Source organism: Snodgrassella sp. ESL0253, from assembly GCF_013344965.1.
Lineage (GTDB): Bacteria > Pseudomonadota > Gammaproteobacteria > Burkholderiales > Neisseriaceae > Snodgrassella > Snodgrassella alvi_B.
In genome coordinates this window covers 332198-357650 of record NZ_JAAEDQ010000001.1, presented here as the reverse complement: position 1 = coordinate 357650, position 25453 = coordinate 332198, and the positions used below count along the sequence as shown (strand labels likewise).

Annotated in this window: 25 protein-coding genes; 8 read left to right on the top strand and 17 right to left on the bottom strand. The window is 48.2% G+C overall.

Features of this window, described 5'->3' with window-relative positions:
• The first annotated feature begins 618 nt into the window (after nucleotides 1-618).
• The 3 genes from folP (at nucleotide 619) to GYX26_RS01555 (ending at nucleotide 3800) form a co-directional block, all read left to right on the top strand.
• Nucleotides 619-1482: a dihydropteroate synthase gene (gene folP, locus GYX26_RS01565; protein ID WP_238791198.1), complete on the top strand. Its 864-nt coding sequence runs from the start codon at nucleotides 619-621 to the stop codon at nucleotides 1480-1482.
• Nucleotides 1483-1744: 262 nt separating this feature from the next.
• Nucleotides 1745-3088: a phosphoglucosamine mutase gene (gene glmM, locus GYX26_RS01560; protein WP_174827766.1), complete on the top strand. Its 1344-nt coding sequence runs from the start codon at nucleotides 1745-1747 to the stop codon at nucleotides 3086-3088.
• 37 nt (nucleotides 3089-3125) lie between these two features.
• The gene (locus GYX26_RS01555) at nucleotides 3126-3800 is read left to right on the top strand and encodes a DedA family protein (protein WP_174827765.1); all 675 of its coding nucleotides are present in this window, start codon (nucleotides 3126-3128) and stop codon (nucleotides 3798-3800) included.
• A gap of 73 nt (nucleotides 3801-3873) precedes the next feature.
• Here GYX26_RS01555 and plsY read toward each other — a convergent pair whose 3' ends face one another.
• Nucleotides 3874-4476, bottom strand: coding sequence for a glycerol-3-phosphate 1-O-acyltransferase PlsY (gene plsY / locus GYX26_RS01550; protein WP_100089403.1), 603 nt, complete (start codon nucleotides 4474-4476; stop codon nucleotides 3874-3876).
• Between the two features lie 58 nt (nucleotides 4477-4534).
• Here plsY and folB point away from each other — a divergent pair, with 58 nt between their 5' ends.
• Nucleotides 4535-4888: a dihydroneopterin aldolase gene (gene folB / locus GYX26_RS01545; RefSeq protein ID WP_100089402.1), complete on the top strand. Its 354-nt coding sequence runs from the start codon at nucleotides 4535-4537 to the stop codon at nucleotides 4886-4888.
• A gap of 39 nt (nucleotides 4889-4927) precedes the next feature.
• Nucleotides 4928-5548, top strand: coding sequence for an NAD(P)H-hydrate epimerase (locus GYX26_RS01540; RefSeq protein ID WP_174827764.1), 621 nt, complete (start codon nucleotides 4928-4930; stop codon nucleotides 5546-5548).
• Here GYX26_RS01540 and GYX26_RS01535 read toward each other — a convergent pair.
• Both GYX26_RS01535 and hemN read right to left on the bottom strand, forming a co-directional pair.
• A complete protein-coding gene (locus GYX26_RS01535; protein ID WP_174827763.1) occupies nucleotides 5537-6163 on the bottom strand; it encodes a CoA pyrophosphatase in 627 nt (208 codons plus the stop codon). The genes GYX26_RS01540 and GYX26_RS01535 overlap by 12 nt on opposite strands.
• A 306-nt stretch (nucleotides 6164-6469) precedes the next feature.
• Nucleotides 6470-7855, bottom strand: coding sequence for an oxygen-independent coproporphyrinogen III oxidase (gene hemN, locus GYX26_RS01530; RefSeq protein ID WP_174827762.1), 1386 nt, complete (start codon nucleotides 7853-7855; stop codon nucleotides 6470-6472).
• 264 nt (nucleotides 7856-8119) lie between these two features.
• Here hemN and fnr point away from each other — a divergent pair, with 264 nt between their 5' ends.
• Entirely contained in the window at nucleotides 8120-8863 is a 744-nt protein-coding gene (gene fnr / locus GYX26_RS01525) for a fumarate/nitrate reduction transcriptional regulator Fnr (RefSeq protein WP_174827761.1), read from the top strand.
• A gap of 127 nt (nucleotides 8864-8990) precedes the next feature.
• On the opposite strand, the gene GYX26_RS01520 is transcribed toward fnr, so the two are convergent.
• From GYX26_RS01520 to GYX26_RS01500, 5 genes are all read right to left on the bottom strand, one after another.
• Nucleotides 8991-9773 carry a hypothetical protein gene (locus GYX26_RS01520; RefSeq protein ID WP_174827760.1) on the bottom strand — a complete coding sequence of 261 codons (783 nt, stop codon included), beginning with the start codon at nucleotides 9771-9773 and terminating at the stop codon, nucleotides 8991-8993.
• A gap of 68 nt (nucleotides 9774-9841) precedes the next feature.
• Entirely contained in the window at nucleotides 9842-11155 is a 1314-nt protein-coding gene (locus tag GYX26_RS01515) for an FAD-binding oxidoreductase (RefSeq protein WP_174827759.1), read from the bottom strand.
• An 80-nt stretch (nucleotides 11156-11235) separates the two neighbouring features.
• A complete protein-coding gene (locus GYX26_RS01510) occupies nucleotides 11236-12117 on the bottom strand; it encodes an ABC transporter permease subunit (RefSeq protein WP_174827758.1) in 882 nt (293 codons plus the stop codon).
• On the bottom strand, nucleotides 12110-13078 hold the full coding sequence (locus GYX26_RS01505) for an ABC transporter permease subunit (RefSeq protein WP_174827757.1): 969 nt from the start codon (nucleotides 13076-13078) through the stop codon (nucleotides 12110-12112). The genes GYX26_RS01510 and GYX26_RS01505 overlap by 8 nt, the downstream gene beginning before the upstream one ends.
• 19 nt (nucleotides 13079-13097) lie before the next feature.
• Nucleotides 13098-14228, bottom strand: a complete 1131-nt coding sequence (locus GYX26_RS01500) for an ABC transporter ATP-binding protein (protein WP_174827756.1) — start codon at nucleotides 14226-14228, stop codon at nucleotides 13098-13100.
• Between the two features lie 525 nt (nucleotides 14229-14753).
• Here GYX26_RS01500 and coaBC point away from each other — a divergent pair.
• Entirely contained in the window at nucleotides 14754-15941 is a 1188-nt protein-coding gene (gene coaBC, locus GYX26_RS01495) for a bifunctional phosphopantothenoylcysteine decarboxylase/phosphopantothenate--cysteine ligase CoaBC (protein WP_174827755.1), read from the top strand.
• Nucleotides 15942-16020: 79 nt separating this feature from the next.
• Nucleotides 16021-16482, top strand: coding sequence for a dUTP diphosphatase (dut, locus tag GYX26_RS01490; protein WP_100089391.1), 462 nt, complete (start codon nucleotides 16021-16023; stop codon nucleotides 16480-16482).
• 136 nt (nucleotides 16483-16618) lie between these two features.
• On the opposite strand, the gene ppk1 is transcribed toward dut, so the two are convergent.
• The 9 genes from ppk1 to aroQ form a co-directional block, all read right to left on the bottom strand.
• Nucleotides 16619-18682: a polyphosphate kinase 1 gene (gene ppk1 / locus GYX26_RS01485; protein WP_174827754.1), complete on the bottom strand. Its 2064-nt coding sequence runs from the start codon at nucleotides 18680-18682 to the stop codon at nucleotides 16619-16621.
• Between the two features lie 85 nt (nucleotides 18683-18767).
• Nucleotides 18768-19385: a serine acetyltransferase gene (locus GYX26_RS01480; protein WP_202984266.1), complete on the bottom strand. Its 618-nt coding sequence runs from the start codon at nucleotides 19383-19385 to the stop codon at nucleotides 18768-18770.
• A gap of 6 nt (nucleotides 19386-19391) precedes the next feature.
• A complete protein-coding gene (locus GYX26_RS01475; RefSeq protein ID WP_100114082.1) occupies nucleotides 19392-19664 on the bottom strand; it encodes an oxidative damage protection protein in 273 nt (90 codons plus the stop codon).
• Between the two features lie 62 nt (nucleotides 19665-19726).
• Nucleotides 19727-21064: an amino-acid N-acetyltransferase gene (argA, locus tag GYX26_RS01470; RefSeq protein WP_238791197.1), complete on the bottom strand. Its 1338-nt coding sequence runs from the start codon at nucleotides 21062-21064 to the stop codon at nucleotides 19727-19729.
• Nucleotides 21061-21861 (bottom strand): hypothetical protein, encoded by an 801-nt coding sequence (locus tag GYX26_RS01465; RefSeq protein ID WP_174827753.1) that lies wholly within the window; start codon nucleotides 21859-21861, stop codon nucleotides 21061-21063. Before GYX26_RS01465 ends, argA begins: the two co-directional genes overlap by 4 nt.
• 124 nt (nucleotides 21862-21985) lie before the next feature.
• Nucleotides 21986-22882, bottom strand: coding sequence for a 50S ribosomal protein L11 methyltransferase (prmA, locus tag GYX26_RS01460; RefSeq protein ID WP_174827752.1), 897 nt, complete (start codon nucleotides 22880-22882; stop codon nucleotides 21986-21988).
• Nucleotides 22883-22972: 90 nt separating this feature from the next.
• Nucleotides 22973-24331: an acetyl-CoA carboxylase biotin carboxylase subunit gene (accC, locus tag GYX26_RS01455; protein ID WP_174827751.1), complete on the bottom strand. Its 1359-nt coding sequence runs from the start codon at nucleotides 24329-24331 to the stop codon at nucleotides 22973-22975.
• Between the two features lie 46 nt (nucleotides 24332-24377).
• Nucleotides 24378-24845: an acetyl-CoA carboxylase biotin carboxyl carrier protein gene (gene accB / locus GYX26_RS01450; protein WP_174827750.1), complete on the bottom strand. Its 468-nt coding sequence runs from the start codon at nucleotides 24843-24845 to the stop codon at nucleotides 24378-24380.
• A 41-nt stretch (nucleotides 24846-24886) separates the two neighbouring features.
• Nucleotides 24887-25345: a type II 3-dehydroquinate dehydratase gene (aroQ, locus tag GYX26_RS01445; RefSeq protein WP_174827749.1), complete on the bottom strand. Its 459-nt coding sequence runs from the start codon at nucleotides 25343-25345 to the stop codon at nucleotides 24887-24889.
• Nucleotides 25346-25453: the final 108 nt, after the last annotated feature.

Here is a 25453-nt window from a genome sequence, read left to right as displayed (position 1 = left end):
GATGGTGATGATTTTTTTGATATCGCGCTATGTATATTGGCCTGATATAAAATATTGATATAAGTATATGAATCTGTAAATTTAATATTGTTTCTGATATTAGGTATGATGTCGGGGCGATTATTACACTCAGGCCATGATTTCTTTTTAATCCTGTATCCGCGGTGTTTGCGCAAGTAATCTGCAAGTAAATAATGGCGTTGGCAAAGGTAGTGGCTATTAGATAATAGTAGTTTAAATCAATATTGTTGCAGGATTATTCTGATACTATGCTGTTTGTATAGGCAGGATTCTGGTTGGTATGAAGTAAAAGACGGAGAATCTTTGATGTCAGGCGAGTGTTGCTTGCTATGTCAAAGCATAGGGCTGGTGTTTGGGTTTGCATATATGACTTTGGGCGTTTTCTAAATGATTGCCACGCTGATGCAATTGGCGCTATGTGATATTTAGCTGGGTATGGTTAGTGAAGATTATGTATTTGTTTAACTGATAACGGATTCGATATTGAGAAATGCCACAGGCTGGTTTGAGGTACTTAGCAGCTGATGTCACTACTATCAGCAGTGAGTACAGGTAAATGCAGCTGTATTGGCTATTGTTGAAAGATAATGATTGATTATGGATAGTTCAATGCAAACCTACTGGCAGTGTGGCCGGTTTCAGGTTGATCTGGCTCAGCCGAAAATTATGGGGATTGTCAATTTAACGCCGGATTCATTTTCTGATGGTGGCCGTTACAATACTTCGCTGACGGTGGCGTTAAATCATGCCGAGCAGTTGCTGAAAGATGGGGCTGATATTCTGGATATTGGCGGGGAAAGTTCACGTCCGGGCTCGGCTTTTGTATCGCCGCAGGAGGAGTGGGCACGGATTGAGCCGGTATTACGTGAATTGATCACCTGGAATGTGCCGTTAACGGTGGATACACGACGTGCATGGGTAATGCGCCAGTTACTCGAACAGCAGCTTGCAGACGGGATTAATGATATTCAGGCACTGGAAGATGCTGATGCAGTGGCTTTGCTGGCGCAGCAGCAGGATGTGGGGGTGTGTCTGATGCATATGCAGGGGCAGCCGGAGAATATGCAGCATAATCCTGTCTATGAGGATGTGGTGCTAGAGGTTGGTCGGTATTTGCAGCAGCGGGTGCGGGTATGTGAGCAGGCTGGTATTAGCCGCAGACGCCTGACGGTAGACCCGGGTTTTGGTTTTGGTAAAACCCTTGAGCATAATATTGCTTTGATGCAGGATTTTGCAGCATGGCAGACGCTTGCCGGCTGTCCGGCGCTGATTGGTGTGTCGCGTAAAACGATGATTGGTTTGCTCACGGCTGAAACAGATCCGCAGCAGCGGGTTGCAGGCAGTGTAGTGGCGGCAGTGGCAGCAGTGGCACGCGGTGCTGCGATTGTACGGGTACATGATGTGCGTGAAACCCGACAAGGTTTGCAAGTATGGGCTGCTTTGGGTGTTCGTGTGTCGTGAAAGAATATGTGCTTTATCTGTGTCAGTTGCTTTTATGATTTTGTCATTGTGGCAATATTCGGATAATAGATAAAGGTAGCTATAAGATATGTATTGGCGATAGGCATGTGATTAAGTGTCTGGGTTCATGCTTTAGCGGGAAATAGTATGCTGTATTGGGGGATATGAGTTGAATGAATCCTTAAATACCATTTTATTTACTGACTGAACGGCTATGCCTGTTCTACAATAACAGTCTTGTTTTAAATGCTTGGAGCTGGTAATGGCAAAGAAATATTTCGGTACTGACGGGATACGTGGTGAAGTAGGCAAGTTTCCGATTACGCCTGAATTTGTACTGAAATTGGCTTATGCCGCCGGTCATGTTTTAGTGCAGCATGGAACTGATCATCAGCCTACTGTGCTGATTGGTAAGGATACGCGTATTTCCGGCTATATGCTGGAAGCGGCGATGGAGGCCGGTTTTACTGCGGCAGGCGTGAATGTGCTGCTTACTGGGCCGTTGCCTACGCCGGGTGTGGCGTATTTAACCCGTGCGCTGCGTCTGGATTGCGGGGTGATGATTTCTGCTTCACATAATGCTTATCACGATAACGGGATTAAATTTTTTGCTGAGGGTGGGGTGAAGTTGAGTGACCATCTGGAGCTAGAAATTGAAGCAGAACTGGAAAAACCGGTGCAGACTGTGCCTTCCAGCCAGCTCGGCCGCGCCCGGCGTATTAATGGTGCGGTTGACCGTTATATTGAATTTTGCAAGTCTACTTTTCCCAGTCATTTGAATTTGCGTGGTTTAAAGCTGGTGGTAGATACCGCCAATGGTGCAGCCTATGCTGTGGCGCCCAAGGTTTTCCATGAACTGGGTGCGGATGTGGTATGCATTGGTGATAAACCTGATGGCTATAATATCAATCAGAAAATCGGTGCTACCTATACTAAATCATTGCAGGCAGCAGTATTACAGAATGAGGCTGACTACGGTATTGCGCTGGATGGTGACGGCGACCGGCTGATGATGGTGGACAAGGTTGGCAAAGTTTATGATGGTGATGCGCTGATTTATGTTATTGCCAAGGCACGTGCTGCATCTGGTTGTCTGCATGGCGGTGTGGTTGGCACGGTTATGACCAATCTGGCGATGGAACAGGCATTTAAACAGCAGGGCATTGATTTTGTCCGCGCCAAGGTAGGTGACCGTTATGTGCTGGAACAGTTGCATCAGCACCGATGGTCGCTGGGAGGTGAGGCCTCTGGCCATATTGTTTGTCTGGATAAACATAATACTGGTGATGGGATTATCGCAGCTTTACAGGTCTTTGCAGCCTTGCAGGATTTACAGCAGGATTTGGCCAGTATACTTACTGATTGGCAGCCTTTTCCGCAAACCATGATTAATGTCCATATTGAGCCGGATCAGGACTGGCAGAGTATTGCCACACCGGTGGCAGACGAGGTAACAGCACAACTTGGAGAAAATGGACGCGTAGTACTTCGTCCATCAGGAACAGAACCGGTGGTGCGGGTGATGGTGGAAGCACGCCAAACTGAAGTTGCGCGGCAGGCAGCTGAAAAAATTGCAGATGCGATTGTGGCGGGTTTGGCGGATTAAATCTGTCCGGCCAGAATGAGAGAAGAACGGGCATTTTATGTTTGCATTGCTGGAAGCTTTTTTTACTGAATATGGCTATGCAGCTGTATTTCTGGTATTGGTGGCCTGTGGCTTTGGCGTGCCAATACCCGAAGATGTAACGCTGGTTACTGGTGGTGTGATTGCCGGTCTGGGGCACGCGAATGTGCATACGATGTTTGTAGTAGGCATGGCTGGTGTGCTGGTAGGTGATGGCCTGATGTTTACTGCCGGGCGGGTATTCGGTCATCGTATTCTGAAATTCCGTTTTGTGCAGCGGGTAATGACGCCAAAGCGTTATGCTCAGGTGCAGGATAAATTTGATAAGTATGGCAGCCGGGTGCTGTTTATCGCCCGTTTTCTGCCGGGATTGCGTACGCCGATTTATATTACGGCAGGTATCAGTGGTAAGGTTTCCATTCTGAAATTTTTGCTGATGGATGGTCTGGCTGCGATGATTTCGGTACCTGTCTGGGTATATTTGGGTGAATATGGTGCGGAAAACATCGACTGGCTGATGCATAAGGTGCATCAGTTTCAGGCAGTTGTGTATATTGTCATTGGTATTGGTCTGCTGGCTTTATTGTATTACTGGTGGAAAAAGCGTCAGCGTGTGCAGTTTTTTAAACGCAAGATTGCTGAAATTCGTCAGCGTCGGCGTAATCGCAAGCAGCAAAAGCAAAATTTGAAATAAATCCCGGAATTTTCGTATTAATAAAAAAGACAGTTGTGATAACTGTCTTTTTTATTGGCTGTTGCAGTGTGCTTTATTTGCTTTCGCCGATTTTGCTTTCACGCCCGCTGAACAGATTTTTAATATTGCTTTTGTGCCGGTACAGCACGAGTAAATCAATCACAATAACGGCAAATACCCAGCTTGTTTGTGGCATAAACCACCAGGCGATAAACGGGCTGATCAGTGTGGCAATTAATGCGGCCAATGAGGATACTTTGAAGCCAAAGGCGATGACAAGCCAGACAGCAGCGCAAATCAGTGCAGTTGGCCATGATAAGGCCAGTAGCACGCCCAATGCAGTAGCTACGCCTTTGCCTCCTTTAAATTTGAAAAATACCGGCCACATGTGGCCGATAAGCACCGCTACCGCCACGATGGCAATGATGCTGTTATCTAATTGCCATGTAGCCTGATAGTGCTCTGCCAGCCAGACGGCCAGCCAGCCTTTGAATGCATCGCCAAGCAGGGTAAGGGCGGCAGCGCTTTTTCTGCCGCTACGCAGGACATTGGTGGCACCGGGGTTGCCAGAACCATAGCTGTGCGGGTCGGGCATGCCCATGCAGCGCGAAACAATAACGGCAAAAGACAGTGAACCCAACAAATAGGCACCGATAATTGCAAAGTAGTTAGCCATAAAGCGGTTTCTTTAGTCTACAATCTAAGGGTTTGCATTTTAGCCCAGTGAGTTGGACATGGATACTATCTTTTTACATGGCATGAGTGTGCAGACGCTGATTGGCGTGTATCAGTGGGAACGGCAGCAGCAACAGACTTTGCTGCTGGATTTGGATATTGGTACCGATTTTCAGCAGGCTGCGCAAAGCGATAATATTGACGATACGATTCATTACGCTAGAGTCGCTGAGAATTTGCGCGAGGCATTAGCTGAACAGGAATTTCTGTTGCTGGAAGCACTGGCTGAATATGTGGCGCAATTTATTCTCACTCGTTACGGGGCATTGTGGGTGCGGGTGAAGGTTGTGAAGCCGGGCATTCTGGCCGGTGTCAAAGAGGTGGGTGTGCTGATTGAGCGCCAATGTACCTAAACGTGATCATTGCCTACCTTGCTCGGAAAAGGAAGCGATATGCATACGCCGGTATGGACTGTAATGCAGATGAAGGCATGGGAAGATGAGCAGAATAAGGCTGGTTTGAGCTATGCCAGAATGATGGAACATGCGGGTAGCCGCGCCGCAGAGGATTTGATGCGGCGTTTTCCAGCTCCTCAGCATACACTGGTGCTTTGTGGTAAGGGTAATAATGCTGGTGATGGTTTGGTGCTGGCACGGAGATTGGTGTGGCAGCACTGGCCGGTAACCATTATGTGGTTACAGGAGCAGCAGTTATCCGTTCTGGCCGCGGCCAATCGGGCAAGCTTACCTGCTACGGTAGTGTGTGCGGATATCGCGCAGTTGGACACATTACTGCCATCCATGCAGGTAGTGGTGGACGCGGTGTATGGCATTGGTTTTCATGGGGAGCTGCCACAGATTGTCAGGCAATGCTTTGCTGCGGTGGCTCAGGCTGATGTATTCCGGGTAGCGTTGGATATGCCCAGTGGTGTGGCCGGTGATGGAGATGCGGTGGCCAGTGGCAGTTTTCAGGCACAGCTTACCTATGCTTTTCAGGCATTGAAACCCGCACATTGTCTGGCACAGGTTCGACAGCTGTGTGGTGAAGTGCTGTGTATTAATTTACAGGACTGATGTCATTTGTCGATACCATGCCTGATAGCATTGTGCCATATGCAGTAACATGCAGGCGGTGGCACCCCAGATATGCCAGTGCTGGTAATGTAAATGGTAAATGGGAAGCCGGCGTTGCTGATAACGCATGATGCTTTGCTGGTATTGGCTGCTATTCAGAACGATGGACAGGGGAATGGCAAATATTTCGCTGACTTCAGCACGGTTGGGCTGCCATTGCAGATGTGCATTGCTCCAGGCCAGAACTGGGACGACTTTAAAGCCGCTGGGAAGATAGCATGGTGGCAGGGTACCGGCCAGATGCCATTGGTGACGAATCAGGCCGGCTTCCTCTGCGCTTTCGCGAAATGCAGCAGTAATGCTGTTTTCATTATCTTCCAGTTTGCCGCCCGGAAAGGCGATTTGTCCGCTGTGCTGACGTAGCTGCTTACTGCGTTGACTTAGCCAGATTTGTGTGGCGCCATGATTCCAGTCGAAGGGCATGAGTACCGCAGCACGCCGAAAGGTAACAGGCAGTTGTTGCAGCAATTGTTGGCGCTGATTGAGTATCGCCGGGATAGTGGTGGTACTGGCATAATGCAAAAACTGGTTCAGGCTATCGGGTGAAGTAAACATATTCATATACTAAGAATATTGGCCGTTTGATGTATTTATATATTGATTAGGCCTAAAGAATGATCTATAGGGATAGGGAATTGTGTCTGAAAAGATGCCGGAAGTAAATTGGACTAATCAGCAGCGGTGTCATAAAAATTAAAACCAGTTCATAAACGGCGGGACTTGCCATGGGAACTGATTTAGCTTTTAAGCGTCAAGGTGATTTGTTGTTAAATAAACAGCATAATAGCAGTTTATGCCGTTTATTAGTTTGCACCATGATTTGGTGCAGTTAAACAGGTAGTAGTTAGTGTTATTTAATCGTTATAGTGTGCGCGAATACTGGGCTTCTGTGCGTTTCTGACGTAAATGATAGTCAAATACCATAGCGATATTGCGAATCAGCAGACGCCCTTTCGGGGTAACCTGTAATTGCTGATCGGTAAGGCTGAGTAAACCAAGCTGTGCCAGTTGCTGTAAATCGGCCTGTTCAGTCGCGAAATAGGTTTGAAAAGGCTGTTGTATGGCCGCACTATAGTCGTGATAGTTGAGCTGGAAGCGACACATTAAATCCTGTATCACTTGTCGGCGCAGTAAATCATCTGCGTTAAGCTGGTAGCCACGCATAACTGGCAGACGATTTTCATCCAGTGCCTGATAATAGGCGTTCAGTTCTTTTTCATTCTGACTGTAGATATTGGCTATTTTGCCAATACTGGATACGCCAATGGCAATTAAATCGCAGTCGGCATGGGTTGAATAACCCTGAAAATTGCGTTGCAGACGTCCTTCTGACAGGGCAATAGCCAGTTCGTCATCCGGTTTGGCAAAGTGATCCATGCCAATAAAAATATATCCTTGCTGTAACAGGTATTGTACGGTATTTTGCAGGATATCCAGTTTGACACTACTGTCTGGTACAGCTGCGGTATCAATCCGCCGCTGGGGTTTGAACAGGTGCGGCAGGTGGGCATAGTGATACATGGCAATGCGGTCTGGCTGTAATTGCAGTACATGATCCAGTGTGCAGCGCATGGAAGCTTCTGTCTGGTGTGGTAAGCCATAAATTAAATCTACGCTGACTGACTGAAAGCCATTATTGCGTGCAGCTTCAATTACGGCACGGGTTTCAGCTTCACTCTGAATGCGGTTGACTGCCTGCTGTACGGCGGGATTGAAATCCTGAATGCCGACACTCATGCGGTTAAAGCCAAGTTTGCCCAGATGAGCAACTGAGCTGGCGGTAACTTTGCGTGGGTCAATTTCAATGGAGTATTCACCCTGGCTGGTTAGGGTAAAGTAGCGGCTGATGCTGGCAAAGATGTGGCTTAGCTGGTCGTCGTTAAGAAAGGTGGGTGTGCCGCCGCCGAAATGCAGTTGCGCCAAGAGGGGCTTGCCTTGCCAGTTTTGCGCCAGAAGTGCCAGCTCTTTGTCCAGATACTGGATATAGAGGTCTGCGCGGCTGGTATCTTTGGTAATGATTTTATTACAGCCGCAATAATAGCAGATGGTATTGCAAAAAGGTACGTGTACGTACAGGGATACGGGCTGGCTGCCGATATGCTGCTGCAGGGCAGCCTGTAACTGTACAGCCGTGAAGGTGGTATTAAAGCGGTCAGCAGTAGGGTAGGATGTGTAGCGCGGGCCCGAAGCGGGTAAGGATGCAATAAGAGTGCGGTCAAATTCTATGTTGATGCGTGGTGTGTTCATTGGGTAATAATGATTATTCTTGTTGAATGGCTTGGTGAAATAGATAAGGATGATAACTATTTATGGTAGAATAAGCACATGCAGCAGTAAAGTAAAGCAGTGACTATATAATAAGCCCATTCTATATTAGAGCAGGGTCTGATAGAAAATTCAATTCACACTATCAATAATGTGTAGGGTTGTTTAGAAAAATTTTGATTTATATCAATGTATTGGTTGGGTGATGTTCGTTGGCAAAGTGTAACAGGTAATTATTAATATATTATGATTAGATTGCATAAACAGGGTGAAATAGTACAGAAGTTATGTGAGAAATGTTCTCTGTATGTTCTTTGTATGCCGGTAATGCTAAGGGAACGGGAATTAACTGATTTAGGTGCTATTATTCGTCAGAGTCGTCGCCTGAAAAAAGGTGAGTACCTGTTTCGTGCTGGAGAACCTTTTAGTGCAATATTTGCAGTGCGCACCGGTTTTTTCAAAACCATGGTGAATAGTCAGGACGGGCGTGATCAGGTGACCGGATTTTTTATGTCTGGTGAGCTGCTGGGGCTGGATGGTATCTGTAATAGTATGCATGGCTGTGATGCTGTGGCTCTGGAAGACAGTGAAGTTTGTGAGTTGCCGTTTGATAATCTGGAAGATGCCAGTAATCTGTTACCTTCATTACAAACACATTTTTATCGTCTGCTGAGTCAGGAAATCCTGCGCACACAGGAGCTGATGCTGATGCTGGGTAATATGCGTGCCGAAGAACGTCTGGCGGCATTTCTGGTTAATCTGTCTCATCGTCTGAGCTTCCGTGGTTTTGCAGCCAATGATTTTATTCTGCGCATGTCACGTGAGGAAATTGGCAGTTATCTGGGGCTGAAACTTGAAACAGTGAGCCGCACTCTGTCCAAATTCCAGCATGAGGGCTGGATTAAGGTTGAGCACAAGCATATACAGTTATTACAGCCGTGGATGTTGCAGGAAATGGTGATGCAGTGCCAGAAGGCGGCAGTAAGTTAAAGCTTGTCTGTATCTGAAATAAGGCTGTAGCACACAATTGTTGTGCTACAGCCTTTATGTTTTGGATAATTGCTGGCTATGTCTGAATGCAACCGCATTATCATCAGTTTAGTGATATGCGGTTATATCAGGCATAACTGGCCATGGCTGCCAGCTTGAGGGTGTCTTTGCCATAAAATCTGGCGGTGAAATAGCGCATCCAGCGGATTTTACGCAAACTGTTGACCACAATAGTGTGAACTTCTTGAGGCTGATTATGCAGCATACTGTCCCACAAGGCTTTGGCCTGACTGGCCACGCTATATTCCTGCATCAGGCGTGCGCCTGAGTGCAAGTAACACAGCCAGTCGCGGGCATGGCAGTGGGGTAAGGTCATAACTGACAGCGGGTCGTCTTCAAAATCAATAAAACCTATGCTGTGCTGATTCACGTAAATCATGTTACGGGCAAAGGTTTCACTCAGGTATTGCTTGCGTTTGTGTACCTCCGCAATAGCGTTAAGACCAAGCTGCCAGCGTTGCAGCAGGATTTCTGGCTGGTGCTTGTGTTGTTTCCATTCATTTTCTAGATTGTGTTCGCCAATGTGGCTAATCATCAGTGCATTCGGCTGCTGTGCCAGAATGGCCGGTACCTGAACGCCTGCTGTGGCCAGAGCCTGCAAACGGGCTGCTTCGGTTTGCAGGGAAGGAATGCCGCCCAGATTGGGTACAGGCTGAAGCATGTGAATACCGCTGATTTGCTGGGCTATTCTTAACAGACGATAACGCCAGATACTGTTGCGCGCGCCTGCCTGTCGTACCCATACTTTTTCTCCATTTGCCAGTGTGTGGCTTTGCATCAGGTTGGTTTGTATAAGCAGGCACTGCTGTAAGGCATGTTGATAAAAGGCAGTCGAATCGGAAACAGTCATGTAGCTTGTTGCTGAAAATTCAAAACAGGACATTGATTGTACTATAGTTGTGTTTAGTACTCTTAAATTTAAGGTAATAAATCTTTCAGGCGGTAATAACCGACACCAAGCCATTGTGCCGGCAGGCGTAACAGCTTGCCACCCGGAAAATTGTGATGAGTTATTTTTTCAAACAGACGCAGGCGACTGTCATCACCGCCGATGGCTTCGGCAATAATCTGTCCGCCTAGTCCGGTAGCAACCACACCATGCCCGGAAAATCCCTGTAAAAAGTATAGCTGCGGATTAAGACGACCGAAATGGGGAATACGGTTCATGCTGATGTCAACCTGTCCGCCCCATGCATAGTCAATGTGCACGTCTGCCAGTTGCGGAAAAACTTTTAACATATCACGGCGCATGCCCTGAATTAATTGCTGCTGGCCGGGCTCACGGCCAGAGTAGTTAACTTTGCCACCAAATAACAGGCGCTTGTCTGCGCTGAGGCGATAATAATCAAGTACAAAACGCGTGTCACATACGGCCATGTTGTTTAGTATGAGTTGTTGAGCGCGCTCACCTAATGGTTCTGTAGCAATCATATAAGTGCCTACTGGCAGAATTTTGGCTGCCAGTGACTGGATGGGCGCGTGTTGCAGGCTGCGGGTAAAGGCGTTAACGGCGATAACAATGTTTTTGGCCATAATACAGCCGTTCGGCGTGGTAATCCGGTAGCCATGCTGCCATGGTTCAAGGGCAAGCATGGGGGATTGTTCGAATAGCAATGCGCCGGCTGCTGCCGCAGCACGTGCCAGCCCCAGCGTGTAGTTGAGTGGATGCAAATGGCCGGCCTGATGGTCAAATATCGCGCCTGCATAGCGTTCACTGGCCAGTTGTTGTTGTAGCTGGTGTTGATTCCATATCTGGTAATCGTGAAAGTGATAATGTGTGGCGGCTTCTTTCACCCATTCAGTTAGGGCATGCAGATGTCGTGGCCGAATGGCAACATGGGCATAGCCACGGTGCCAGTCGCAGTCTATCCGGTAAGTTTGTATCTGTTGTTCTACCAGAGCAACGGCTTGGCGACTCCACTGCCATAGAGTCTGGGCATTTTTCAGGCCAATCATGCTGGCTATGCTGCTCATTTCGGCAGCGTAGCCATAAATCACCTGACCACCATTACGGCCAGAAGCGCCGTAACCAATCTGTGCTGCTTCGATAAGCGCCACGCTGCGCTGCTGCTGTGCCAGTGGCAATGCTGTGCCGATACCACTCAGGCCACCACCGATAACACACGTTTCAACTTCTATCGTGCCCTGTACACTGGGGTAGTGAGTGTGGTCATTGCGGCTGGCAGTATAATAGCTGTGAATGGGTTCTGTATGCGTGAATGATGTAGACATGGGCGCTGGGTGAAACAGGGCTGAAAGATAAAAAAATTGGCAGTTATCTTGAATCAGATAACTGCCATTGTAAACGGATATTATTTATTAGTCTCAAGTAATTGGCTCTGGCGGTAGGCTTCAGCCATTTCCCGTTCGCGTCTGGTATTTTGTCGCATCATGCAGTAGTTGATACCGATAGCCAAGGTGCCTACCAGTGCGATGATGATGGTAGCCAGTACATTCATTTGCGGATCCAGTCCCAGTTTGATTTTGGAGAAAATAATCATGGGCAGGGTGGATGAACCCGGGCCGGACAGGAACGAGGTAATCACCAGATCATCCAGTGATAGGGTAATGGATAACAGGAAGCCAGAAGCAATTGCCGGTGCAATAGAGGGCAGGGTAATCAGGAAAAATACTTTTAATGGACGTGCTCCAAGGTCTTTGGCCGCTTCTTCCAGCGACTGGTTCAGCTCAGACAGGCGCGAGCGGATAATAACAGTCACGTAAGCCATGCACAGGGTGGTATGACCCAGCCAGATGGTAAAGAAGCCGCGTTCAAAATACAGGAAGCTGAAAGCACTGTTTTGCAGCAGCATTTGCACCTGAATAATCAGCAGCAGCATGGACAGGCCGGTGATGATATCCGGCATAACCATCGGTGCTGATACCATGCCGGCAAACAGGGTATTGCCGCGAAAGCGCTTGATACGTGCCAGTGCATAACCGGCCAGTGTACCCAGAATAACGGCTGCTGCGGCTGAACACAGGGCAATGCGTACGGATAACCATGCTGCATCCAGTATCTGTTCGTTCTGTAGCAGCTTGCCATACCATTGGGTTGAAAAGCCGCCCCAGACAGTAACCAGACGCGAGCTATTAAACGAGTAAATAATCAGAATCACCAGCGGCATGTACAGAAAGGCCAGTCCCAGAATCAGCATGCCTCTGAGAAACCAGGATGATTTTTGGTTATGCATGGCCGGCTCCTTCTTCAATTTCGCGGGTTTCATAGCGATGGAACAGGGTAATCGGAATCACCAGTAACAGCACCATGATTACGGCTACGGCTGAAGCCAGTGGCCAGTTGTTCTGGTCGAAGAAGGCTTGCCATAATACTTTCCCAATCATCAGATTTTCTGGCCCGCCTACCAGTTCGGGAATCACGAATTCGCCTACTGCTGGAATGAATACCAGCATTGAACCAGAAATAATACCGGCCTTGGACAAGGGCAGGGTAATGGAAACAAAAGCCTTAATCGGGCCCGCCCCCAGATCAGCTGCTGCTTCCAGCAAATGGTTATCCAGCTTCACCAGCTGGGTGTATAACGGCAGAATCATAAAGGGCAAATAGGCGTAAACCATCACCAGATTTAGGGAGAATGAGTTGTAGAACATATCCAGCGGATGGTTGATAAGCCCCCACTTCAGCAGATAGGTATTGATGATGCCGTTATGGCCGAGCAGGCTCATCCATGCATACACACGCAACAGAAAGGAAGTCCAGAAAGGCAGCATGATGGCGAGTAACAGACCATTGCGGATTTTTTCTGGTGCCCGGGCAATGGCATAGGCTATCGGATAGCCCGCCAGAAGGCAGATTAGTGTGGTGGTAAAGGCGGTTTTAATCGACAGCCAGTAAGTCAGCAGGTAGATGTTGTCACCACGATTACCAATAAGCATTTGCCCGAGGGATTGCCAGAAATCGTTGAAAATATCGGCGTAATTCTGGTAACTGACCAGAATATTCACTCGCCCTAGATCGCCATCAACATGATATAGCGGAGTATAAGGTGGAATGGCGATATCCTGCTCAGCAAAGCTGATTTTGAGTACAATAAAAAACGGTACCAGAAACAGTACCAGCAGCCAGATGTAGGGGATGCCAACTACTAGCCCCTGAGTGGGGCGCAAGCCTTTCAGGCGGTTAAACCAGTTCATGTTTAAGCTCCCACGGCTGTTAATGAGTCAAGGGGCTGGCCTGATTGTCTGGCCAGCTAATGTAAACTTTTTCTTCCCAGGTGGGCATGGGAATGTTGGATTGTTCCCAATATGAGGATAAAACCTGGCTTTTGATGATTTTGCCGGAAGGGAGCTGGATATGAAAAATACCAAAGCTGCCCAGATAGGCAATTTCTTTGACGATGCCTGCTGACCAGTTGTATTCCTGCTGTGGCTGTTCGCGATAGATATTGATGTCTTCCGGACGAATGGACAGCCAGATATTCTGGTCTTCCGGTCCGCTGATGCCATGACCAAGATAGACTTGCTGTTGCAGGTCAGGACACTGAATAATGGTGTGATCGGAACCATCTTCTGTAACTTTACCGGCCAGAATATTGGTTTCACCCATAAATTCAGCGGTAAAGCGGCTGTTAGGATAATCGTAAATGTCAGAAGGCGTACCTACCTGTTGCAACTGTCCGTCAGACATGATGGCTATGCGCGAGGCCATGGTCATGGCTTCCTCCTGATCATGAGTAACCATGATGCAGGTGGCACCTACTTTTTCCAGTGTATTAACCAGTTCGAGCTGGGTTTGTTGCCGCAGTTTTTTATCCAGTGCACCCAGTGGTTCGTCCAGTAGCAGCAGTTTCGGCCGTTTGGCCAGACTGCGCGCCAGTGCAACACGCTGCTGCTGCCCGCCGGAAAGCTGATGTGGTTTACGCTTGGCGTATTTGGTCATTTGTACCAGACGCAGCATTTCTTCGACACGGGCGCTGATTTCGCCTTTAGGAAGTTTGTCCTGTTTCAGGCCGAAAGCAATATTCTGTTCGACACTCATATGAGGAAACAGGGCATAACTCTGAAACATCATATTGATGGGACGGTCGTAGGGTTGCAGTTTGGTGATGTCTTCACCATCGAGGATAATTTGCCCCTGAGTCGGTGTTTCCATACCGGCCAGCATGCGTAACAGGGTTGATTTACCGCTACCGGAGCTGCCAAGCAAGGCGAAAATTTCATTTTTTTTAATAGTGAGATTGACATGGTCAACGGCGTAGTTGTCGCCATAGGTTTTGACGATGTCTTTAATCTGTAAGTAATGTGCGGGATCGGCACCTAGCTTGGTGGTTGCGTTTTCGCTCATGATAAAGGTTACTCCAGAAAAATCGTTCCAGCCAATGCTCGGCATATGGATGTTTACTGTAATGTGTAAAGAACGGTGCAAAAACGATTCTGCTCCTGCTTTAGGGGGGGCATTGTATGCAAGCATTTTGCGTGGGGCAATGAAATTTAACTGTTAATACATTTAAATTCTCCACTTTGTGTATAACTTTGCATGTAAACAGGTATTTAGTACTGCTTTCTAACTTGAATTAATTTTTGTTAGGATCACGCTAAGGTACGGGTTTTAAAGTATGGCCTGTCTGGCGAACTAAGTAATGCCTAGTGTATCATGTAATAATTGTCTGTTATATTCGTTCAGGTCTGGCTTTGTCTGATAACTGAACCATATTACTTATATGTATGAATGTCTATTTACCAATATAAATGGATTATGCAAAAAATTTTCCATTTAATCAAAAAGTTTTCTTCATTTTACTGAGTTGGTAAAGTGAATTTGATGTGATTGTCTGCTGTAAGCTGATTTTGGCTATAGGTGGTATAGGTAATGAAAAAAAAGGTATTGCTGGGTATTTGTGGTGGTATTGCTGCATATAAAAGCTGTGAGCTGGTGCGGCTGCTGAAAAAGGCAGGGCATCAGGTAAATGTGGTAATGACTCAGGCAGCTACTGATTTTATCAGCCCAACTACTTTTCAGGCTCTGAGTGGGGAACCGGTATTGCTGGATACACACGATGGATCTGGTGGTAATGGCATGGCACATATCAATTTAAGCCGTCAGGCAGATGTGATGCTGATTGCGCCTGCTTCTGCCAATACGCTGGCAAAAATAGCTCAAGGCATGGCAGATAATCTGCTCACTACATTGGCAGCTGCCCGTAGCTGTCCGCTTGCTGTTGCACCAGCGATGAATGTGCAGATGTGGAATAATCCGGCTAATCAGCGCAATCTGGCCTTATTGCAGCAGGATCAGATAAAAATACTGGGGCCGGCTGTTGGCGAACAGGCCTGCGGTGAAGTCGGCAGCGGGCGTATGCTGGAAGCGGCAGAGCTGGCTGATTTGCTGGTTGATGTCTGGACACCACCTGTACTGGCGGGCAAAAGAGTATTAATTACTACCGGAGCCACTTTTGAAGCCATTGACCCGGTACGCGGTATTACCAATATTTCCAGCGGGCAGATGGGGATGACGCTGGCGCGTGCCTGTCGCGCTGCCGGAGCTAATGTGTCTCTGGTGTATGGGCAGGTACAGACGGCACTGGCCGCCGGGCTGGCTTATACTGAACAGGCTGTCAGTGCGGATGCGATGCTGGCGGCGGTGCAACGCTTATTGCCTGAGCAGGATGTGTTTATATCGGTAGCTGCGGTGGCTGATTATAAGGTTAGAAACCGCAGTGAACAGAAACTGAAAAAACAGGCCGGTCAATCCGTACCTGTGATAGAGCTTGCTGAGAATGCTGATATTCTGGCTACTGTGGCTGCCCGGGCTGATGCGCCGTTCTGTGTGGGTTTTGCCGCAGAAAGTGAGCATGTGTTGGAGCATGCACGTGCCAAACGGCTGAAAAAAGGCGTGCCGTTACTGGTGGCCAATGAGGTGAGTCAGGCAATGGGTAAATCCACCAATCAGGTGATACTGCTTGATGACGAGCAGGAAACTGCCTTGCCGCAGATGAGTAAAGATGATACAGCTACTGCAATTGTTGCCCGGCTGGCGCAACTGCTGGCGCAGCAGTAAGTAAGACTGTATTTATGTATCGGGGAGCTTGCTGCCCCGATATTTGTTAACTATAAATTATATAAAGACTGGTTGGTTTATGAGTGCTTCTGAGTTATCTGTACAAATTAAGGTATTGCATCCGTTAATGGCGGAACAGTTACCACAATATGCAACTATTGGTTCGGCTGGTCTGGATTTACGTGCCTGTATTGAAGCACCGGTTACTTTACAGCCGGGAGAAAGCTTTCTGTTGCCAACCGGTCTGGCCGTATATCTGGCCGATCCAGGCTATGCAGCCTTAATCTTACCGCGCTCCGGTCTGGGGCATAAGCACGGTATTGTGCTGGGTAATCTGGTGGGACTGATTGACTCTGATTATCAGGGTGAATTAAAAGTATCGCTGTGGAATCGCAGTCAGGAAGCATATGTAATTGAACCATTGGCACGGATTGCGCAGATGATTATTGTGCCAGTGATGCAGGCGGCTTTTACCGTTGTGGATGAATTTGCGCAAAGCAGCCGAGGAGAAGGTGGCTTTGGCAGTACTGGCCACCAGTAGTTTTGGGCGTTAAATAAACGAAAAGCAAGGTATCCGGATGGATTACCTTGCTTTTTTTGCCATGGCACTGGCTAAACTGCTTACTGCAAATTTATTTCAGCATTCTGACCGGCCAGATTGATTGTTGGTAACCGCATTATTGTTGGCGATAACGTTCAATCAGCATATTCTGCATATTAGATACAGACTCATTGTCTGCCGCTTTAACTCGCTGGTACCGGCCATCAGGCTGCATCACCCATGCACACTGATTATCAGCTAAGGCGAGCATCAGCGTTTCCTTGATTATACGTTGTTTTAGCTCAGGTGTTTCAATTGGTGTACAAATTTCTACACGGCGGAACAGATTGCGCCCCATCCAGTCGGCACTGGATATCCATACTTTAGTGTCGCCGCCATTTTCAAAATAAAATACTCGTGCATGTTCCAGCAGACGGCCGACAATGGAACGAACCCGAATATTTTCCGATAGTCCCTTAACGCCCGGGCGCAGTACGCACATACCGCGCACAATCAGCTCTATCTGTACGCCAGCCTGACTGGCTGCATACAGGGCATCCACCATAGTAGGTTCGACCAGAGCGTTCATTTTGGCAATAATACGCGCTGTTTTGCCGGCTTTTGCCTGTTCGATTTCAGCATTAATGCTGTCGAGCAGCATTTTGTGCAGTGTGAACGGGCTCTGGGCTATTTTATTCAGGTGATTGGGTTGCCCCAGCCCAGTAATTTCCATAAACACAGTATTGACATCAACACTGATGTCCGGATTGCAAGTCATGAGTCCCAAGTCGGTATAGATGCGGCTGGTACCTTGATGGTAGTTGCCAGTGCTGACATGGGCATAGCGTTTCAGTTTGCCGTCTTCGCGGCGCACAATCAGCGCCATTTTGGCATGGACTTTGTAGCCGAATACGCCATACACCACGTGGGCGCCAGCAGTTTCAAGCTGGCTGGCCCAGTTCAGATTGGTTTCTTCGTCAAAACGTGCCATCAGTTCAACCACTACTGTGACCTGTTTACCGGCCAGTGCCGCTTTCATCAGCGCTTTCACCAGATCAGAATTACTACCGGTACGGTAGATAGTCATTTTAATGGCAATAACCTGAGGGTCATCCGCTGCCTCCTGAATCAGGCGCACTGTTGGTTCAAAAGACTGATAGGGGTGATAGAGCAGAATATCGCGCTGGCTGATAATACTGAACAGGTCGCGATTTTTATTCAGCATGGCCGGCGTACCGGGAATAAATGGCGGGAATTTTAAATCATTGCGTTCAACCATATCCGGTACGGCCATCAGGCGTACCAGATTGACCGGACCATTCACCCGATACAGTTCATCGCGTCCCAGATGAAAATGGCTGAGCAGGAAATCGTAAACATGTGCCGGACAGTTGTCTGCTACTTCCAAACGCACACCATCCCCATACTGACGTCCCTGTAGTTCACCGGCAATGGCGGTGCGCAGGTTTTCTAAATCCTCTTCGTCAACGCTTAAATCGCTGTCGCGGGTAATGCGGAACTGGTAGCAGCCTTTGACAGTCATACCTGTGAACAGGGTATGTACATGGGCATGCAGAATTGAAGACAGAAAAACAAAACCATCGTGTCCATTACATAATTCTTTGGGCATTTTTAATACCCGTGGCAGAATACGCGGCGCCTGAACAATTGCCATGCCTCCAGTCCGGCCGAAAGCATCTTTACCTTCCAGCTCTACGGCAAAATTCAGCGATTTATTGAGTAAACGTGGAAAGGGGTGAGATGGATCCAGTCCGATGGGTGTAAGAATGGGTAACAGTTCATGCTGGAAATAGTCAGCCACCCACTGGCGCTGCGCCTCACTCCATGCACTGCGCGGATAAAACGATATGCCTTCACTGCGCAAGGCCGGAATCAGCTCGTCATTAAACAGGCGGTATTGCTCGGCAATGATGGCATGTGCCTGTTTGGTGACGTTGGTGATGACAGTATCCGGCAGTTCGCCATTGGCCAGCGGAATATGAGGTGAGAGCTCACGGGTACGGCGCAGCCATGCCATCCGAACTTCAAAAAATTCATCCAGATTAGAAGAAACAATGCATAAAAAACGTAAACGTTCGAGCAGGGGTACCTGTGTATCCTGTGCCTGTGCCAGTACTCGACGATTGAATGCCAGCAGGCTAAGTTCACGGCAAAGTAAGTGTGGCTGAATTTTGGACATGGGACATACCTGTGGCTGTCATTATGAGTAAGGGGGTGTCAGTTTGGTGTTATTTTACTAACCTTGGCACTGTTTTACGAATAGGTCAAGGGTCATGTTGCTTTATTGGTGGCCAGCGATTGTGAATAAACTGGCCAGGATTCTGAAAATTTAACACCTTGGCGTAATTACCCGCAGCAGTTGCATTTGCCGGGATATTTTTGGTGACAACACTGCCGGCACCAATGGTGGCATTGTCACCAATGCAGACATTTTCAATCAGATTACAATTGGGGCCGATATAGACATTATTACCAATAGTGGCCGCTGGCCCGTTGTTGGCGCCAATTACGGTATAGGGGGAAAGATTGACATTATTACCCAGCCGGGCACTGCTATTAATAATCAGCGGCCCACCATGGCCGATATACAGCCCGTAGCCAATAGGCGTGCGCGGGCTGATGATGATTCCACTGCGGCGCTTTTGCCATACATACATCGGGTAGGCCAGTTTGCGCCAGACTCCCGGTGCAGCAGCCAATCTTAGCCAGCAGGAAAAGCGAAAGCCCCGGTTACAAAAGTAGTGGCGTATGAGTGTGCGCCAGTCAGTACGGCCGCTGTAACGAAATAAATCACTTTTAATGAGCTGTATAACCATAAAAGCTGTAGCAAGGTGTTGGACAAATAAAAAAAGCTGTTCATCTGCATACAGTCGAACAGCCATTAGATTTTATTCCTGTGGCGGAGTATAGCCGCTGATGTGGTCGGCACCATCGCCGAAGAAGTAATTTTCCATTTGTTGGGTAATGTACTGGCGGGCACGTGGGTCGGCCAAACTGAGGCGGTTTTCATTAATAATCATGGTCTGATATCGTAACCAGCCGTCCCATGCTTCTTGCGATACATTATCGTAAATGCGTTTACCCAGTTCATTGGGAAATGGCGGAAATTTCAAGCCGGGTGCTTCTTTGCCCAGTTTGACGCAATGCACTGTATGACTCATGTGTCTTCCTTAGTGGCAATCAGAGAAAAGGGTAGATTGTAAAAGATTTTTGCTGGTCGCGTTCAAAGTTGGCGGCGAAATATTTTCGAACGGCGTTTATTGCTGGTGTACTGTTGCTGCCGCTCTGCCGGTAATTGCGCCAGTGTGGCACTGCTGAAGCCACGTTCGACAAACCAGTCGCCGGTATGGGTGCTCAGGGCAAACAGTGCTTGTAGCTGTAACTCTTGTGCCTGTTTGATGACATGTGCCAGCAGCAGCTCGCCGTAGCCGCGCGCACGCGCATCCGGGGAAACAATCAGGCAGGCCAGCTCACCAGCATTTTCCTCGGGATAAACATGCAGAGCTACGCAGCCATAAACGTAGCAATCCTGTTCCAGCACGGAAAATTCATGGATATGGTTTTCCATGTACTCACTGTCGCGCGGCAGTAGAATACCGGCAGCTTCCAATGGAGCAATCAGTTGCAGAATTTCACCGATGTCCTTGTTTTCAGCCGGGCGGATACGCATGAACGGCGCTTTGGCCATGGCGGTGCCACTGCCTTCGCGGGTAAATAATTCCTGTAGCAGACTGCCGTCCTGCAGGCCGGAAAGAACGTGCACGCGTTGCACGCCATGTTCGAGTACATGTGCCGCAGTCTGCAACAGTTCAGTCTGGCGTTTATCGGTGATGTTTTTAGCCAGAAGCTGACGGATTTCAATACAATTCAGTTCACTGATGGTTTGCTGCTGTTCATCCAGCAAGCCTTGTTGTGTGCCCAGAAAAATCAGTTTTTCTGCGCTAATCGCTTCGGCGACAGCCTGGGCAACTTCATTTACCTGTAAACGGTAAGACTGGCCGCTGAGTGAGTGGCCAATCGGGCTGATTAATACCAGCTGATTGTGTGCCAGACGCTCCTCAATGGCGGCCGCATCCACTTTGCGTACACAGCCGCTGTAGCACATATCAATACCATTAATCACGCCTAGTGGTTTGGCGCGCAGAAAATTGCCACCGGCAATGCGTACATTGGGTGCACTGTGTTCCATTACCTGTGTCGGTATCATCGACAATGCTGCTTCCAGATTGAAACGTGCTATGCCACTGGCCTGTTTGACCAGCTCGAGAACAGCCTCATCGGTAACAGGATTTTCATCAATGCTAACGGCCGTGCTGCGACCGGCTATGGCCTGAATATATTGGCTGCAACCATGAATGATGACCACACGCATGCCAAGACTGGTGAGTAATAGTATATCGGCTGCCAATGCCGCCAGTTTGTCACTTACCAGAACATGACTGCTGATGGCCAGCACCAGAGTCTTGCCGTTAAGGTGGTGAATATAGGGAGAAGCCTGACGAAAATCGTGAATAAAGCGGTTATTGTGAAAAAATTCTCGATTACCTACAGGCATACTCATTTTACTGCCATTAAATAAAATAACTGCATCATCAGTACCGTTAACGCAACAATTGTGGCCAGAGTCCAGTTAAATTCTTTGGATAATTTGTCCTGCTGGTGGTGCAGGAATTCTGTTTTAGCATGGATGGCATCGGTTTTTTCGATAGCATCATTGAGCAGCAATGGTACATCTGCCTGATTTGGGTTGTCATTAGGCAGTAAGGTAAAAACAAGATTATTCAGGTTATTCACATTACTGTTCATGGATATATTGGTGGTGTTTTCCTCCGGTACAGGTACCGGTGTATTGGTAGTGGCCAGTGTTTCTTTTGCCGGAACCTGTGTAAGAGCAGGATTACGCAGCAATTCACTGCTGGCCAATTGCGGCTGCGGCGTAGATAACTGTTCTGGTTCCGGTTCGGCTACTGCCGGCTGGCGGATTTCAACTTTATTGGCTACCTGATTTAACAGTGTATTCAGATTCGGCCGCTTATCGATGACTGCGGTATTTTTGGGCGTGGGTGCACTGGTATAGATTTGCGTTTGCGCGCGTTTTTGGATGGTGGTCTGATTCAGTGCGTTGCTCAGCATATCCATGACTTCCTCGGCACTCAATACCTGCTGGCCAGAAGCAGAATTATCGTTTTTGCCGGATGCAGGCTGCGGGGTAACATTTTTACTGTTCCGGATTTTGGATACAACAGTAAATTTGTACTGACACTCACGACACACAACACGTCCTCCATCGCGTGGCGGTGTCATTACGGTGTTTTCTGCATGGCATTTGGGACAAATAACAGTAATTGTTTTAGACATGATTATTTCAGCAAACCAAAATAGTTAAAAAAGGAGGAAATTCAGTACTGTCAAAAGCGGATAGCCGTTAAATCGCATTAGCGTGTCGTATCAGTGCTGTTAGACAAATGGCTGTGCCGGGTGATTATGCTCTTTTACGACCACTAATGCATACCCAGCCATCCAGTGTTATGGGTGGATTCAAATCAAACCACTGGCGATAAATTTCACTCAGCTCTTCCGTCTGTTCAGCCAGAATACCTGATAGAACAATCTCGCCACCGGTGCGGGTACGTTCAGCCAGCATTTGCGCCAGCAGACGCAGTGGATTAGCCAGAATATTGGCGATAACAATATCGAACTGCTGTTCGGCAGGCAGGTCGTCTGGCAGGAAAAAATCGGCCTCTACCTGATTCTGTAGCGCATTGTCCTGACTGGCGCGTATGGCCTGCGGGTCGATGTCTACACCACAGGCTCGGCCAACTCCCAGTTTCAGTGCTGCGATTGCCAGAATGCCCGAACCACAGCCGTAGTCAAGCAGGGTTTCACCACCACGCACATGTTTATCCAGCCATTGCAGACACAAGTGGGTAGTGGGGTGGCTACCCGTACCAAATGCCAGTCCGGGGTCTAGTTGCAGATTAATCACACCCGGCTCAGTTGGCTGGTTATGCCACGATGGCGTTATCCACAAGCGGGAAGAAATCTGAATGGGGTCGAACTGTGATTGCGTCAGTCGTACCCAGTCCTGCTCAGGAATGGTTTCCAGATAGTAATGCGGCATGTCAATGGCGCAATCCCGTGCAGCAGCAGACACGATGGCTTCAATATCGGCATTTTCATCAAATAGTGCCACAATATTGCTTTGCAGCCATACCTGCTCGGTGGGCATATCTGGTTCGCCAAAAATAGGCTGCTCATTATCATTACCGGCATTGGCGTCTTCGATAGCGGTGCTCAATGCGCCATTTTCAATCAGTGCATCGGAGAGCTTATCAACCTGACCCTGTGTAACTGTGATAACAACTTGTTGGTAGTGCATGGCTTTTTACCGTATGTGGATGTTCTATAAAACTTCAGGCAGCCACTGCGGCTGCCTGCAAACAAAAGCGCAATGTACGCATATTGTAAATTATTTTTGTGCTTCTTTGTGTTTTTGTAACCATTGCTCAAGATAGTGAATACTTTCACCACCCTGAATAAAGCCCGGGTCAGCAAAAATGTCGCGATGCAGGTTAGTATTGGTTTTTATGCCTGTAATGGCCAGTTCCCGCAGGGCTACACGCATTTTGGCGATGGCTTCTTCGCGGTTACGGCCGAGAGTACAGACTTTACCAATCATACTGTCATAGTAGGGCGGTACGGTATAGCCCTGATAAATGTGGCTGTCGATACGCACGCCATTACCGCCGGGCTGGTGGCAACTGGTAATCAGGCCGGGGCTGGGGACAAAGGTGTACGGATCTTCGGCATTAATCCGGCACTCAAAAGCATGTCCCTGCAAGCGGATATCAGCCTGGGTATAGGATAATGGCAGGCCGGAGGCAACACGGATTTGCTCCTGCACAATATCCACACCGGTAATCAGCTCAGTAATGGCATGCTCTACCTGTACACGGGTATTCATTTCAATGAAGAAAAATTCGCCGTCTTCATACAGGAATTCGAAAGTACCTGCACCACGGTAGCCGATGCGCTTACAGGCAGCCACACAGGCCGTACCGATACGTTCCCGTTCTTCTGGTGTGATAAACGGCGCTGGTGCTTCCTCAATTACTTTCTGATGGCGCCGCTGCATAGAGCAGTCACGTTCACCCAGATAGATGGCATTGCCATGCTCATCACACAATATCTGGATTTCAATATGGCGCGGTTTTTGCAGATAGCGTTCCATATACACGGCTGGATTGCCAAAAGCTGCGCCAGCTTCGGTGCGGGTCATTTCTACCGCAGCCAGCAGGTCTTCAGCTTTTTCCACCACACGCATACCGCGACCGCCACCACCACCGGAAGCTTTAATAATCACCGGATAGCCAACTTGCGCACCGATTTTTTCAATTTCATGTGGGTCTTCCGGCAAAGCACCGTCTGAACCGGGCACACACGGCACACCAGCAGCCTGCATGGCCTTTTTGGCAGAAACCTTGTCTCCCATATGGCGGATGGTTTCTGGACGTGGACCGATAAATATAAAACCTGACTGTTCCACCTGTTCGGCAAAACCATCATTTTCAGCCAGAAAACCATAGCCGGGATGAATAGCATCCGCATCGGTAACTTCAGCTGCAGAAATCAGGGCAGGAATATTCAGATAACTCTGGGCAGAGCTGGCCGGGCCAATGCACACAGATTCATCTGCCAGCTTCACATGTAAGGCATCACTGTCGGCTTCCGAATGCACAGCTACAGTTGCAATACCTAGCTCGTGGCAGGCGCGCAGAATGCGCAGCGCAATTTCGCCACGATTGGCAATAAGAACTTTTTTTAACATAAGGCAATACCTTGTAAGAAACGGGAAATATTACTGATATTGAGAATTACTCAATAATAAACAGCGGTTCACCGAATTCAACAGGCTGTCCATTAGCTATAAGAATTTCTTTCACCACGCCACTGTGATCAGCTTCGATTTCATTCATCAGTTTCATGGCTTCAATGATACACAGGGTATCACCAGCATTAACCGTCTGGCCCACTTCAACAAACGGTGCGGAATTGGGGCTGGCTGCCCGGTAAAAAGTGCCCACCATCGGTGATTTTACCGCCTTGCTCAGGTCGGGGGCGGCAGCTTCCGGTGCAGATGCAGTTGCTGTTGTTTCTGTGGCTGCTGCCGCAGGAGCTGCCATCATAGCAGGCTGTTGCTGCATCGGCGCCGCATATATTGGCTGGGTTGCCGCAGTAGTACGGGTAATGCGTACCTTTTCCTCACCTTCGGTAACCTCGATTTCGGCAATACCGGATTCTTCTACCAAATCAATGAGTTTTTTCAGTTTACGTAAATCCATATTATGAACCCTTGTGTGTTTCGACTTGGCCGCAATAGGTATTAGTGTTGGCGGCTGGTCTCTTGAATGTATTCAATTGCCCGATGTAATGCCGCTTCGTAACCATATACGCCCAGACCACAGATTACGCCCATGGCAATATCGGACAGATAGGAATGGCGCCGGAAAGCTTCGCGGGCATGTACATTGGAAATGTGTACCTCAATAAATGGTTTGCCGGCAGCAGCAAAAGCATCACGGATGGCCACACTGGTATGTGTAAACGCGCCCGGATTAATGATAATAAACTGGGTATCATCAGTTAAAGCGGCCTGAATGCGTTCGGTCAGAACATGTTCAGCATTACTTTGCAGTGTTTCCAGTGTCATACCGGCTGCCTGTGCCTGTACCCGCAGTTTCTGGTTGATGTCTGCCAGTGTGGCATGACCATATATATGCGGTTCACGCACACCCAAAAGATTAAGATTGGGGCCGTTTAAAACCAGAATAGAGGCACTCATAGATTTATTGGTTTTAGCAAAATTGCGTCATTTTTGCCGAAAATGCGCGCAGATGTCCAGTGTTTTCGTATTTATTTCACTGTATAAATGATGTCCTTCTGTACTGTT